The organism is Streptomyces sp. NPDC005925 (assembly GCF_040638805.1).
Classification (GTDB): Bacteria; Actinomycetota; Actinomycetes; order Streptomycetales; family Streptomycetaceae; genus Streptomyces.
On record NZ_JBEXVL010000023.1, the window covers coordinates 1 to 14077 of the forward strand.

At 73.1% G+C, this 14077-nt stretch carries 11 protein-coding genes; 6 read left to right on the forward strand and 5 right to left on the reverse strand.

Annotated elements, in window-relative coordinates; genetic code table 11:
- Both ABZ354_RS22300 and ABZ354_RS22305 read right to left on the reverse strand, forming a co-directional pair.
- Nucleotides 1–1531, reverse strand: a 1531-nt coding sequence (locus ABZ354_RS22300) for a condensation domain-containing protein (protein WP_358659324.1), incomplete at its 3' end; no start/stop codon positions are given.
- 126 nt (nt 1532–1657) lie between these two features.
- Nucleotides 1658–3121, reverse strand: coding sequence for a helix-turn-helix domain-containing protein (locus ABZ354_RS22305; RefSeq protein ID WP_358659326.1), 1464 nt, complete (start codon nt 3119–3121; stop codon nt 1658–1660).
- A 276-nt stretch (nt 3122–3397) separates the two neighbouring features.
- Here ABZ354_RS22305 and ABZ354_RS22310 point away from each other — a divergent pair, with 276 nt between their 5' ends.
- Nucleotides 3398–3583, forward strand: coding sequence for a hypothetical protein (locus tag ABZ354_RS22310; protein WP_358659328.1), 186 nt, complete (start codon nt 3398–3400; stop codon nt 3581–3583).
- 300 nt (nt 3584–3883) lie between these two features.
- On the opposite strand, the gene ABZ354_RS22315 is transcribed toward ABZ354_RS22310, so the two are convergent.
- Nucleotides 3884–7420: a BTAD domain-containing putative transcriptional regulator gene (locus ABZ354_RS22315; RefSeq protein WP_358659462.1), complete on the reverse strand. Its 3537-nt coding sequence runs from the start codon at nt 7418–7420 to the stop codon at nt 3884–3886.
- A 467-nt stretch (nt 7421–7887) separates the two neighbouring features.
- Between ABZ354_RS22315 and ABZ354_RS22320 the strand changes: the two genes are divergently transcribed.
- Complete coding sequence (locus tag ABZ354_RS22320) at nt 7888–8220, forward strand: nuclear transport factor 2 family protein (protein WP_358659330.1); 333 nt, start codon at nt 7888–7890, stop codon at nt 8218–8220.
- Nucleotides 8221–8507: 287 nt separating this feature from the next.
- Here ABZ354_RS22320 and ABZ354_RS22325 read toward each other — a convergent pair whose 3' ends face one another.
- Nucleotides 8508–9179 carry a hypothetical protein gene (locus ABZ354_RS22325; RefSeq protein WP_358659332.1) on the reverse strand — a complete coding sequence of 224 codons (672 nt, stop codon included), beginning with the start codon at nt 9177–9179 and terminating at the stop codon, nt 8508–8510.
- A gap of 940 nt (nt 9180–10119) precedes the next feature.
- On the opposite strand from ABZ354_RS22325, the gene ABZ354_RS22330 reads away from it, so the two are divergent.
- The 4 genes from ABZ354_RS22330 to ABZ354_RS22345 all read left to right on the forward strand — a co-directional run bounded on the left by ABZ354_RS22330 (nt 10120) and on the right by ABZ354_RS22345 (nt 13303).
- Complete coding sequence (locus tag ABZ354_RS22330; protein ID WP_358659464.1) at nt 10120–10905, forward strand: pentapeptide repeat-containing protein; 786 nt, start codon at nt 10120–10122, stop codon at nt 10903–10905.
- 342 nt (nt 10906–11247) lie between these two features.
- Nucleotides 11248–12450 carry a glycoside hydrolase family 64 protein gene (locus tag ABZ354_RS22335; protein WP_358659334.1) on the forward strand — a complete coding sequence of 401 codons (1203 nt, stop codon included), beginning with the start codon at nt 11248–11250 and terminating at the stop codon, nt 12448–12450.
- Nucleotides 12451–12666: 216 nt separating this feature from the next.
- The gene (locus ABZ354_RS22340) at nt 12667–12984 is read left to right on the forward strand and encodes a hypothetical protein (RefSeq protein ID WP_358659336.1); all 318 of its coding nucleotides are present in this window, start codon (nt 12667–12669) and stop codon (nt 12982–12984) included.
- 34 nt (nt 12985–13018) lie between these two features.
- Complete coding sequence (locus tag ABZ354_RS22345; RefSeq protein WP_358659338.1) at nt 13019–13303, forward strand: hypothetical protein; 285 nt, start codon at nt 13019–13021, stop codon at nt 13301–13303.
- A 335-nt stretch (nt 13304–13638) separates the two neighbouring features.
- Here ABZ354_RS22345 and ABZ354_RS22350 read toward each other — a convergent pair whose 3' ends face one another.
- Entirely contained in the window at nt 13639–14013 is a 375-nt protein-coding gene (locus ABZ354_RS22350) for a VOC family protein (RefSeq protein ID WP_358659340.1), read from the reverse strand.
- Nucleotides 14014–14077: the final 64 nt, after the last annotated feature.

The window sequence follows — 14077 nt, forward strand, 5'->3', positions numbered from 1 at the left end:
CCCCGTACGACACCGACTCCCCACCCGAGACAAGCGCCACAGCCCCCGGCCGCGACCGCACCTGCTCCTCGAAACGGGCCGGCAACACCGGCACCCCCGCGTCGGGTACCGAGGTACCGGCCCACTCCCCCAGCACCCGCCGCAACTCCGTCCCGTCGAGCAGATCGACGTCGGACAAGGTGGCGCGGGGTGTCGTCAGGAGGCGTTCCACGAAGGCCACGAAGCGGTCGTGGTGGCCGGCGACGGCGGCGAGGTCGCACACCTCGGGGGAAGCGTCGAAGTCGATGCGCAGCCCGTGGCCGGGGCCGAGGTCGTACACGCCGACCGCGAGGTCCTCCACGGGGCCGTTGCCGAGGTTGTGCTGGACGGTCGGCAGGCCGAAGAAGCTCATGCCCGGGTTGAAGGCCATGATGTTGACCTGCGGGGACGCGATACGGCGTTCTCCTTCGGCCAGGCCCAGGCCGCGGCAGATGTCCTCGTAGCGGGTGCGCTGGTGTTTCAGTCCCCGGCGGGCGGTGGCCACGACCGTGGCGAGCAGGTCGGTGAGGGTGCCGTCGGCGTCGACGGGCACGCGCAGCGGGATGACGTTGGACATCATGCCGGGGGTGCGCTTGGCCAGTTCGGTGCGCCGGCTCGTCACCGGCAGGCCCAGCACCGGTTCGGGCGTCCCGGTGACACGATGGACGTACGCCGCGACCAGGGCGAGCATCAGCATGGTCCAGGGTGCTCGCTGCTCGCGGGCCACCTCCTTCAGCCGGAGGGAGCGTTCCGCGCCGAGGAGCACGGTGCGGCGGGCGAACGGCAGGTGCCCCGGCCGGGTCTTCTCGGTGTGCCCCTCGGCGATCCGCGGGGACGGCTGGAGGCCGGCCAGGTTCTCGGCCCAGTGCGCCCGGTCCGCGGCGGCCTCCTCCGAGGAGCGGTAGGCGGTGTCCTCGGCGATCAGGTCGGCGAGGGTGCCGAACGGCGACTCGCCCCACGGCTCGCCCTCGGCGGCCTGGTCGTACAGGTCGACGAGTCGCTGGTCGATCTGGGCGAGGCCCATGCCGTCGATGGCCAGGTGGTGGAAGCCGTGGAAGTAGTACCAGCGCTCCTCCCCCGTCTCGGTGCGGCCCGCGCGGATCAGTGCGTGCCGGGTGAGCCAGTCGTGCTCCAGGTCGAAGGGGCGGGCGAGTTCGGCGTCCATCCAGGCGCGGGCCGCCGCCGCCGGGTCGGCCTCGTCACTGACGTCGACCATCTGCAGGCTGCGTCCGATGGGCTTGGCGTGCACCTCCAGCCACGGCGTGCCGTCCTCGTCGGCGCCGACGCCGCGGATGCGCAGCGCGTCGGCCTCGCAGGCCAGCCGGTACCAGCAGCAGGCCACCAGGCCGGCGTCCAGTGAGCCGCTGAGTTCCCGGTACTCCCCGATGTTGTAGCGGCAGCCGGAGCTGTCCAGTCCGTGCGCCATCCAGATGTCGCGCTGCGCGGCCGACATGGGCAGCCGCACCGTGGCGGGCCCGTACGCGGTGCCCTGTTCAGACGCGTTCGGGGACATGGGGAGGCTCCTCGGGATCGGGGGCGGCGAGAGGTTCGGGACGGTCGGGTCGTCGTTCCCGCCGTGTGTCATCCAAGCCCCGCCCCGGGCCGGGGGGCGGCAGTTGGTGCGGCAATGCGGGAGCAGTCAGTGGGCGGCGGCAGTTGCCGCGGCAGGGTGCGCCCAGGCGGCACGCGCCAGGCCGAGGACGCGGAAGCGGGAGCCGCCGCCCTGGTACTCGGCGCGCACCGCACCACTGATCATCAGCTCGCGCAGCAGGCGGCCCACGTCGGGCAGGGCGAGGCCGGTGAGGGTGGTGAGTTCGGTCAGTTCGCGGCCCTGGTCCGGGTGGGTGCCGGGGTCCGCGTGCTGGTTCGCGGCCGGGGGCGTGCACAGGGCGTCGAGCAGGGTGCGGGCGCCGGGGGACAGCCGGCGCAGACTGTCGTGCAGCGCCGTGCGCAGGTCGCCCGAGCCGCCCGCCTCACCGAGGTGGTGCAGCAGCGCGGCCGGGTCGGAGCCCAGGCCGTGGCACAGCGTCGCCAGGTCGTACACCACCAGCCAGGACGCTGCGGCGGCCAGGGCTCCGGGGTGCCCGTCCAGGAGGCGGCAGACCCGGGCGGCGCGCTCCAGGTCCGCCGGCCCGGCCACGAAGTCCGGCCGCGCGCGGCGTACGTGACCCAGGAAGACTCTTAAGGCCGGGGCTGCGGCGTCGGCACCGGCCGGTGCCGGCACCTCCAGCGGGGACAGCAGGAAGACCCGCTCGCCGGGGACGTGCCAGGGGGCGCCGGAGGTCACCAGCAGGCGCAGTCCCGGGCAGGCGCGCAGCAGCGCGGTCAGCCGGTCCGGCCGGGGCGGGGCCGCCGGGGCGCCGTCCAGGACGAGCAAGGCGCCGCCGTCGCCGACCAGTTCGGCCAAGGAGGCGGCGACGCGCGGACCGGCCCCGGTCCCGGTACGCGCGTCGCCGCCCGGGTCGGCCCCGGGGGCGAACAGGTCGTCCACGACCGCCGCCACGGCGGCGGTCGTCTCGTCGCCGGGGGCGAGGTACTCGGTACGGCCGCCGGGGAAGGCGTGCCAGAACACCGGCAGGCCGGCGCCGTGCAGCCGCTCGGCGACCGCCAGGGCCAGCCGTGTCTTGCCGACGCCGGTCAGCCCCACCATGGTGACCAGCCGTTCCGTGCCGCTTTCCGACAGCTCCGCCGCCAGGGTCTCCGTCTCTCCCTCGCGGCCCACGATCGCGTGCAGGGCGGTGGGAGGTGCCGCGGCCTCCCGGCGGCCCGCCGCCGTGAAGCGGCCCTGGTGTGCCGCCTCCTCCAGGGCGGCCCGGGCACGCGGACCGAGTCGGAGCGCGTCCGCCACGAGCTGCACGGTGGCGGAGCGCGGCCGTCTCGCTTTGCCGTGTTCCAGGTCGCGTATGGCCCGGACACTGATGGTGGACAGATCGGCCAGCTCCCGCTGTGTGAGCCCGATACGCAGCCGGTGGGAGCGGATCAGCGAGCCTATGAGCGACGTCTCCTGCGCGGCGGGCGTCGGGGCGGACGGGAGGGCGGGGGCGGGGGGAGCGGAAACGGCGCGGGTGGGGGCGGCGAGGGTGTGGGCGGCGAGGGTGTCCATGGTGGCGCTCCCGGGGTCAGCGGCGGAGGTGGCGGGACGGGGCGCCCGCCCCGTTCTCTGGGTCCCATCGTCGGCAGGTGACTATCCCGGGGGCATCGCGCTGCGGGCGCGCCCTCCGCGGGCCGCTATCACCGGCCCGGATCAGCCTTGGATCCGCGTGATAGCGCGGCGATAAGGCCGGGGCCGGTGCCGGGATTCCGGCCGTTCCTAGCGTGGTGCCCAGAACGAAGGAAGCGCCCCGGACAAGCCGGGACGCCCCACCGGAAGGACACCGACATGACGCTCGTCCCCGCCGCCCGCGCCGCTCTCGTCACCCTCGCCATCGCCGGCACCACGCTGCTCGGCGCCCAGATCGCCCAGGCCGACGGCGAGGCCGGCACCGGCACGGCCGGCACCGGTGTGACCGCCCCGCAGACCACGGCCACGCCCACCGCCACCACCGACACGAACCCGTGGGACTGACCACCGTGACGGCAGACACCAACCCGTGGGACTGACCATCACGACCCCGCACACCAACCCGTGGAACGACCGCCCCGCCCCCGCACACCAGCCCGCGCACCGGCCACCCCGAGGGCTACGCCAGAAGCCGGTGGAAGCCGGTAGAACGCGCGGGAACCCCCATGGTGCTGCGCAGCACCCGACGGTGCTCCGCGCACACCGGCACGGCACCGCGCCCGCGAACCGCCCGGGTGACCCTCGGCCACTCCGTTCGCGACGGGTCGGCCGCCGGCCGGGCGTACGCCGGCGAGTCCCCGTCCGTCAGGCTCCCGCCGACTCGAATCCCGTCGGTCCGGCACCCACCGGGTCGCCCCCCATCGCGCCGAGCAACCGCTGCGCCTCCGCCAGTTCCGGCCCCATCCGACGCTCCCGCAGCACCCCCGTCGCCTCGTGCAGCAGTTCCCGCGACCGCGCCCGGTCCGCCGCGCCGTCGCCCGACGCGAGCAGCCGCGCCAGGTCCAGCCGCACCAGCGCCGCACCCCCGAGGTCCATGATCTGCTCGCGCACCGCCAGCGACTGCGCGTAGAAGGCGCCGGCCGCCTGCCCGCTCCCCATCTCCGCGTGCACGTGGCCCAGGTCCCGCAGCAGATGTCCCTCACCGATCACGTCACCGTCGTCCCGGCACAGTTCCAGCACCTCGGTGAACGTCCGTACCGCCGCCGCGTACGCCCCCTGCCCCTGTTGCAACTGACCGGCGCGGCGCAGGGTGCGCGCCTCGCCGCCCGTGTACCCGACCGAGCGGTAGATGGCGAGGGCCTCGTCCAGCCGGGCCTGAGCCGTCTCGGTCCGCTGCCGCCGCATCCAGATGTGGGCGCTCTGGGTCAGCACGATGGCCCGGCCCACCACGTCACCGGCCTGGTCGAAATCTCGCAGCGCACGGTCGTACAGCGTCAGGGCCCGGTCGTCGTCGCCCCTCATCCGCGCCAGCAGCGCCAGGTCCCGGTGGCACAGGGCGAGCCCCTGGCGGTCGCCGAGCACCTGGAACAGGTCCAGCGCGGAGGTCAGTACGCTCTGCGACTCCTCGTGCTGGGTTCGCCCGAGGTACAGCACGCCGAGGGAGCTGAGCAGCGCGGCGGTGCCCCGCGTGTTGTCGGCGGCGCGCACGCACTCCAGGGCGAGTTGGTGGGTGCGCAGCCAGTCGTCGAAGTAGCCCTTGCCCTCGAACAGGGTGGCCAGGGTGGTGGTCAGGTCCCAGCACAGCTCGTCCATCCCGGCCTCGGCCGCCTGCTCGACGGCCGCGACGAGGCCGGCGTGCTCGCTGTCCAGCCACTCCAGCGGGTTCACGAGGAGTTCGTCCGCGCAAATGGCGGGCGGCACCCAGCGGGGCGCCGTGCCGTGCAGGACGGTGAAGTCGCCGCCGTAGATCCGCCGGTGGGCCTGCTCGGCCAGGGACAGCCAGCCGCCCACCATCCGCTCCAGTGCCGCCGTCCGCACGGCCGGCTCGTCGTGCAGCAGCAGTTGTTCCCGCGCGAACACCCGGATGATCTCGTGGAAGCGGTAGCGGAACCCGCCCGTGGACTCCACTCCCACCACGTCCAGCATCTGTACGTCGACCAACGGTTCCAGCAGGTCCGACGGGTAGGGCCGGTGGTCGTCCAGGAGGGCCCCGGCCAGCCAGCCCGGCATGGTGGGCGTCCGCGCGAGGCTGAGCAGGCGGAGCAGCTCGCGGTCCTCGGGCGCCAGTCCGTCGTGGGTGAGGGAGAGGCTGGCCCGCATGGTCATCTCCCCGTGCGTCAGCTCGTCCAGCCGGTGGCGCTCGTTGGCCAGCCGCTGCACCATCGACGCCAGGGTCCAGTGCGAGCGTGCGGCGAGCCGGGCGGCCACGATCCGCAGAGCCAGCGGCAGCCCGCCGACGGTCCGGACGAGCATCTCGGCGGCGGCCCGCTCCCGCTCCACCCGCTCGTGCCCGATCACCCGGGCCAGCAGTTCAAGAGCCCGGTCGGTGCTCATCACGTCGAGTTCGACGCGCTGCGCGCCCGGCAGGCCGGTCAGCCGGAAACGGCTGGTGACGAGTACCGCGCACTGGCTGCTGCCGGGCAGCAGCGGACGTACCTGGCTCTCGGACACGGCGTCGTCGAGCACCACCAGGATCCGCCGCGAGGCGAGCAGCGTGCGGTACATCTCCGCCCGCTCGTCCTGCGACTCGGGGATGACGGGCCCGGGGATGCCCAGGGCGCGAAGGAAGCGTCCGAGCACCTCGTTGGACGCGGCGGGCGCACCGGTGGTGCCGCGCAGGTCGCAGTACAGCTGGCCGTCGAGATAGGCGTGTTCCCCCAGCCGGTGCCCCAGGTGGACGGCCAGGGTGGACTTTCCGGTCCCCGGCTTGCCGACGACGACCGCGAGACCGACGGACCGGCGGGAGCCGTCACCCAGCAGCAGCCGCTCGACACCGGCGATCTGCTCCTCGTCGCCGACGAAGTCGGAGGTGTCGGCGGGCAGTTGCCGCGGGACCTCCTCACCGGCAGGGTTTCCGGCCTGCGGGAGCACGGGTGCGTGCCGTCCGCCGGCCGGCCCGTCGACGCGGTACGCGGCCGTACGGGCGGCGACGTCGTGCCCGTCCGAGGGCAGGGACGGGGAGGGAGACAGGGACGCAGACGTGGCCAGGGCCCGGGGCCGGGCCGGGGCGTCGAGGAGGGCGCGGCCGGCGCCGCGCACCAGAACCGGCCCCGGGGACGCAGCCGCGCCCTCGGCCGGGTGCGGCGCGCCCGTCGGCGCCGGAGTCCCGGCGGTGGGGCCGTCGACGTCGGCCGTCCAAGGGGAGAAGCCCGCTGGAGACGTCCTCGCCTTACCGGGTCCGGGCACGGCGGGTCTGCTGCCCTCCGGCGGCCCTTCGGGCAGCCCCTCCGACGGCCCGGGGTGCGGGGCCGGGCCGAGGGCCCCCGGCCCGGCCCCGGTCAGCACGTCCGCGGGGCCGTCCGTCGGACCGTCCGGGAGGGCCTCCCGCAAAGCCACCGGTAAGACATCCGTCAGTGCCCCCGGGAAGGCGTCCGCGAGGACGGGGTCCGGACTCGCCGCGGCCTGACCCACCGGCCCGCCGGCGCGGGGCCCGTCACCGTCGGCCGTCACCAGGGGTACGTCGCCGGCGAGGATGGCCGCCTCGAGGCCGCGCAGCTCGCTGCCCGGTTCCAGTCCCAGTTCCTCGACGAGGAGTTCGCGTCCGACGCGATAGGTCTCCAGGGCTTCGGCCTGCCGCCCGGACCGGTAGAGCGCCAGCATCAGCTGCCCGCGCAGCCGCTCCCGCAGCGGATGGACGTGCACGAGTGTCCGGATCTCGGCGATGAGCTGATGGTGCCGGCCGAGTCGCAACTCCAGGTCGATACGGGTCTCGGCAGCGGTCATCCGCTCCTCGTCGAGCTGGAGCGCCTTGTTGCGCAGCGTCTCGCTGGGCATGCCGTTCAGGCAGCTGCCCTGCCACAGCTCGTCGGCGGCGCGCAGCAGATCGGCGGCGGCGTCCGGGTCGCCCTGCCGGGCGGCGGAGCGCGCCTCGGCGACCCTGCGCGCGAACAGCAGGGCGTCGACCTGCTCGTGCTCGGTCCTGAGGACGTAGCCGGGCGGGCGCGTGGTGATGGCGGCGGCGATTTCGGCCTTGCTGAACAGCTTGCGCAACCGCGACACACAGATCTGGACCTGGGTACGGGCGGTGTCCGGCGGCTCGTCGTGCCAGATCAGATCGACCAGGTAGTCCGTGCTGACGATCCGGTCGGCCTCCAGCAGCAGCGCGGCCAGGATGACTTCCTGACGGCCGGGCGGAACACGCACGGGGCCGTTCGGTCCGGTCACTGTCAGCGGACCGAGAATGCGAAAAGCCACCGAAGCCGGACTGAACACACCTCCGCCGGGTGAAGCAGTCATAATTCTCCCAGGCAGAAGCCGCACCCTGGTCAGGTGGTGGACCGGAAACTCAGTTTGGCTGACGCGTTCACAGCTTGTCCATGGTGCGGACTTTTCATGTTGATGAAGGGCCATTGACCGGGACCCGTCCACTGGGCAGCGGTACCGAAGTGCGTATCGCCGCAGCTCGGGACGTATCCGGATGGTCGTGTCACCCGTCCAGGATTGATCCTCTTCGCCCGTGATAGGCGCGCGATAGCTGCGGGATGCGGCTTTCGCCCACGGTGGTCTCACCGCAGCACCGGCCCACCCGTCGTCATCCGGCCATCATCCCGCCCGTCGTCATCCGGCCATCATCCCGCCCGCTGTCGCTCCGCCCGTCATCGCGCCGCCCCACCGTCGCTTCGCCGACCGGCCGCACGAGAGGACACGCCATGGACATCCCGTACCCCTGCCGCCCCATTCCGAGCCGCGTCATCACCGAGTCCGGGGTGGACCATGTGCGTCTCGCCTACGACTATCTCGACGCGGGGGACGCCGACGGCTACGGCTCACTCCTAGACACCGACGCCCTCGGCACGGAACTGGGGTGGCCCCGACCGCCGGGCATCCGGCACCTGATCTCCCGGATCGTGGCGGACGGCGACTGCGTGGTCGTCATGGGCCGACTGGCCCCGCAGCACCGCGAGTTCGTGGACGTGTTCACCCTCTCCGCGGAGGGCATGCTCCGCAGCTGCCGCCGCTACTACGCCGACGGCCAGGCGTGAGCGGGGCCCGAGGCCGGGGGCCGGAGTCTGCGGTGCGACCCGGCGAGCGGCCCCGGCCGGCACCGCGGGGCCGAGGCGCGGGCCGCCGCCCGTGCCCGGGCAGCCCGGCCCTCCGCCTGCGCACCGACGTCCTCCGCCGCCCCCCACAGGACGGGTGATCGACGGCCGGAGGGACGGCTCGTCCCGGTCAGCACCCGGGCCGACATGCACGGCACCGGCCGGAGGCCGCCCTCACAACCGGCGAACGCCCCGGTAGACGATGCGGTACGAGTCGCCGTCGGCGTGGATCAGCGGCCGAGCGCATCCCGCAGGGTGAGTCCGTGGCGGGTCCTGAGGCGCCGCAGTTCCCAGAGGCTGACCGCCGTGACCGACAGCGGACCGCCGAAGACCGCCGCGCCCCGCACCAGCAGGGGGACGCTGTCGTAGGCGTTCGAGACCAGGTCCGAGAGCGCGAGCTCCCAGACCAGGACGATCGCGATGACCGGAGGCAGCACCTCGTGGATGTCGGCGGTGCGGAACACGTGGATCACCGCCAGGACGGCACCGAAGAACACGAACGCCAGGGCCCACAGCGCCACGAGAGCGAGGGAGACCTCGTACAGGAGGCGCATGTAGTCGGCCGTGGACGGCTTCTCGGGCATCTGCCCGAACGGGACGTCGGCCAGCGTGCCGCGGGTGAGCAGGACGAAGTACAGAATCGCGCCGCCCAGGGCCAGCACCGTCCCGAAGGGCTTCAGCGCCCGCCGCAGGTGCAGGCGCCGGCGGTGCGGACGGCTCGCGATGATGAACGCGCCGACGACGACCGGGAACGTGGCCGCCAGCAGGGTCGCGGACATGACGAGCTGGTCGGCCCGCTGATAGGCCAGGGATGTGGCATCCGAGGTGATGCGGTACGACACCAGGATCCACACCATCGCGACGAGACCGGCCACCGTGCGCAGGACCTGGATCTTCCGCACCACCGGATCGTCCGCCCGGTCCGGCCGCGACGGCTTGCACACCCGGCGTGCGACCGGTATCGGGCCGATCGACCGCCACACCCGCCGCCTCCACGACAGCGGCCGCGGCGGTCCGGGCGGTGGCCCCCAGCCGGGCTGCGGGCCACCGCCCTGCGGCCGGCCCTGCGGTGGCACCCCCGGGCCCTGCGGCTGTGGCGGCCACCCGGGCTGTCCTCCGGCCGGCCGCGGTCCACCACCGTGCGGTCCCCACGGACCCTGCCCACCACTCATCGACGCCCCCCGAACCGTCAAAACATCGGTTTCCGTTCTGAACGATACGCCGTGACACGACGTCAGTTCCCGTCCGGACAGGCCCGCGTCCGCGTCATCGGCCCCGCCCGACTCGTCCGTCGCGTTCAGGACGTGACGTCCCGGGCCTCGGACCGTGCGGCTCCCGGTGGACGCAGAACAAGACCGAGTGCCGCCGCCGAACCTCGTCGCAGTCGTCGTGCCATGCGCGGGCCGGCGAAGGGGCCGACGGCGGCACCTCGGTCCGCCGCCCCACGCCGTCTGCGAGAATGGAACCAGTCCCCGGAGCACGGCCTCATGCGGTGCTCGCCTCCCCACAGGAGCACGCACGGTGTCGCCACAGCACGGAGCCCCTTCTCCCTCCGGGGGACGCAAGCGCCGTTCCTCCGGCGAGCCCCGCAAGCGGACTCCCCCCGCCGCAGGACACCGGCGGCCGGCCGCCCCCGACGGGCAGGGCCACGGGCAGGAACCGGGGCAGGGCCGCCCCTCCCGGCCGGGCGGGCGCGAGGACCGGGCCGCGGACCGGGGCAATGAGCGCGCCACCGGCGACCGGGGCCGCAAGGAGCGACGGCCCGGGAACCGCCGCCCGGCCCCCGGGAGCCAGGACCGCGAGGACTCCCCGTACGGCCGGGACCGCCAGGACCGGAGGGACCTGCAGGCGGACTGCGCCAACTGCTTCGGCCTGTGCTGCGTGGCCCTGCCCTTCTCGCGCTCCGCCGACTTCGCCGTCACCAAGTCCGCCGGCCACGCCTGCTCGAACCTCCGGCAGGACTTCCGCTGTGGCATCCACACGCAGTTGCGCGACAAGGGCTACCCGGGCTGCACCGTGTTCGACTGTTTCGGCGCCGGCCAGAAGGTCTCGCAGATCACCTTCGGTGGCACCGACTGGCGCCGGGCGCCGGAGACCGCGCGCCCCATGTTCGAGGTCTTCCCCGTCATGCGGCAGTTGCAGGAGCTCCTCCGGTACGTCACCGAGGCCCTCGAGCTCCCGCCGGCCCGCCCCGTCCACCAGGAGCTTCGCACGGCGCTGGCCCACATCGAGGGGCTGACCCGCGGCACCGCCGAGTCGATCACCGGGCTGGACGTGAACGCCCTGCGCGACCAGGTCAACCCCCTGCTGCTGCGGGCCGGCGAACTGGCCCGGGCCCAGGTCCCCGGCCCCCGGAAGAACCACCGCGGAGCCGATCTGATCGGTGCGAAGCTGTCCGGCGCCGACCTGAGGGGGGCGAGCCTGCGTGGAGCCCGGCTCGTCGCAGCCGACCTCAGCGGGGCGGACCTGCGCAACGCCGACCTGATCGGGGCCGACCTGCGCGACACGGACCTGCGCGGCGCCGACCTCAGCGACGCACTGTTCCTCACCCAGGCGCAACTGAACGCGGCCAAGGGCGACGCGTCCACCGTGGTGTCCGGATCGCTGCGCCGCCCCGCCCACTGGTAGGCGCGGGGACCGGCACGCCGGAAGGCGCGGGTGACCACCACGCCGACCACGACCGGCCCGCCTCCGTTCACCGAGGGCGGCCCGGGACGCTCCCCGCCCGGCAGCACTCACGGCGCCTCCCGTGTCCGGTGCGGCGCGGGGCGCGCCGGCCTCGATCCCCCACGTCCTGGCCACGCGCACGCGGCGACCCCGTGGCCGGCATGCGCTCCCTCCCCGCGCCCGCCCTTGACGGATTACGGACTGATGGTTGACAGGGTCACACCACAGCGCCACTCTCTGAGAGCGCTCTCAGAGCCATAGCTTCCCTTCCCCCACCGGCAGAAGCCGAACCGGAGGCAGAGCATGCTGCAGACACTCAGATACCGGGCCTGGGCCGTGGTGGCCACGGTCCTGGCCCTGGCGGGCTCACTGCTCGCCGTGGGTGCGTCCTCCACGCCCGCCCACGCGGTCCCCACGACGATCCCCCTCAAGATCACGAACAACTCGGGCCGCGGCGACCAGGTGTACATCTACAACGTCGGCACCGAACTGGCGACGGGCCGCCAGGGCTGGGCCGACGCGTCCGGCACCTTCCACCCGTGGCCCGCCGGCGGCAACCCGCCGATTCCCGCGCCCGACGCCGCGATCACGGGCCCGGCCGCGGGACAGTCGACGACCATCCGGATGCCGAAGTTCTCCGGCCGGGTCTACATGTCCTTCGGCCAGAAGCTGGTGTTCAAGCTGGCCACCGGCGGCCTGGTGCAGCCGGCCGTGCAGAACCCGTCGGACCCCAACCGCAACATCCTGTTCCACTGGGCGGAGTACACCCTCAACGACTCCGGCGTGTGGTTCAACAGCTCGCAGGTCGACATGTTCGCCGTGCCGTACTCGGTCGGCGTGCAGCGCTCCGACGGCAGCACGACGACGGCCGGCCGCCTCAAGTCCGGCGGGTACAACGGGTTCTTCAACGCGCTCAGGGGACAGTCCGGCGGCTGGGGCAACCTCATCCAGACCCGCTCCGACGGCACCGTGCTGCGCGCACTGGCTCCGCTGTACGGGATGGAGACCGGCGCCCTGCCGGCCTCGGTCATGGACGACTACATCAACCGCGTCTGGAGCAAGTACGCGAGCTCCACGCTGACGGTCACCCCCTTCGGCGACCAGCCCAACACCAAGTACTACGGCCGGGTCTCGGGTGACGTCATGAACTTCACCAACGGCTCCGGAGCCGTGGTCACCAGTTTCCAGAAGCCCGACGCCGACTCCATCTTCGGCTGCCACAAGAAGCTCGACGCTCCGAACGACCAGGTGCGCGGCCCCATCTCCCGCACGCTGTGCGCCGGCTTCAACCGCTCCACCCTCCTCACCAACCCCAACCAGCCCGACACGAGCTCGTCCGGCTTCTACCAGGACGGTGTCACCAACCACTACGCCCGGCACATCCACGCGCAGATGGCCGACGGCAAGGCCTACGCCTTCGCCTTCGACGACGTGGGCAACCACGAGTCCCTCGTCCACGACGGCAACCCGCGCGAGGCCTACCTCACCCTGGACCCCTTCAACTGACCGGCCCCACGCCGTGAGGGCAGGCGGGTGACAGAGCCCGACCGGGCCAGGGCCGTCCGACGCCACGCACACCAGTGCGGTGGTCGCGCCGGACGGTCCTGGCCCGGCGCCATGGAGGCCCGGCGGGCATACGCTGACGGCGGGCGAACCACTCCGCTTCCACTCCGCGCACCCGCCTTCTGGACTCGGGAGCGGCCTTACCCCACCATGGTTGTCATGAACACGACTCGGAAAATGGCTATCGCCCTCTCCGTGACCGCCGTTCTCACCCTGAGCACGGCCGGTGTCGCGCAGGCGGACCCGACGGTGCCGGAGCACGCGGTCATCGTCTGTGACAGCGCGAGTTTCTACGCGAACTACGACAGCGCGTCAGGGCCGGTCAACCTGAAGCGGATCCTGTACCGCGGCGACAAGGTCGGACACACCCGCGGCGCCCACCCGGTCTACAACGGCTGGGCGGCCACCTTCGACTTCGGCCCCAACGACTGGGGCTACGTCCGGGAGGAATGCCTGGGCGGCTACGGATCCTGGTGACCGAAGACCACGACGGGACGGAAGGGACACACACATGACCCGCACGAGCAGGTTCGCCACCCTTGCCCTGGCCGCTGCCGCGACCATCGCCATGTCCACCAGCCCCGCCAGTGCCGCCAACGGCACGGTGGGCGAACGCGAAACCGTCTGCGCCAACGACCTGTTCGTCCGGGTCAGCGCCCCCCACGGAGCGTGGCTGGGCACCCTGTACCGGGGACAGACGTTCCTGGTCGAACAGGACGGCGGGGACTGGGTCTACGGCTTCGCCTACGGAGACATCAACCGCCGCGGCTGGGTCCAGAACGGCTGGTTCTGCTGAGCCCGCAGCCACCAGGGCCCCGTGCGACGTCCCGGCGGACCGGTGACACGACCCGCGCAGAAGGCGCGTGAACGGGGGAGGACTTTCCGTGTTCGGCGGTTCGGCGTGGATGACGACACCGGCCGCCGACCACAGGAGGCCCTCTCCCGTCGACGCGACGAGCCCCGGGGCGCCCCGACGGGCCCCGGGTGTTGTCCGCCGGCGTCTGGATCCGCAGCCGGTGCAGGCCGCGTACGACGAAGCCGCAAGGGCACAGCACCGCGGCTCCCCCCGCGGCAAACCCATTGGGCGACCGATGAGGAACCGCCACAGAGGTCGCCGCAGCAGGTGTGGACTCAGTGGAGGCAGAGGCAGAAGGGATGGCCGGCCGGGTCCGCGTAGACCCGCCAGTTGGCGTCCGGGCGGAGCTGGTCCGTCCGCTCCAGCACGGTCGCACCGAGAGCGAGCGCCCGCTCCTCCTCCCCCTCGAGATCGTCCACGTCGAAGTCCAGGTGGAGCTGTTGCGGGCGCTCCTGGCCGGGCCACTGGGGCGGTCGGTAGCCGTCCACCCGCTGGCAGCCCAGCGGGGTCCCCTCGAACCCGTGCACCTCGACCCAGTCGGAATCGTCCTCGTCCGCGACCACCCGGCCACCGAGCAGCTCCGCGTAGAACTGAGCAAGCCGGACCGGATCGTCGCAGTCCAACGCCACCATCTGCAGCCTTCGGATCACTTCCGACACCTCGCACTCGTCGACCACTTCCACGGCGTCCCGTACGGGAGGGGACGTCCTGTAC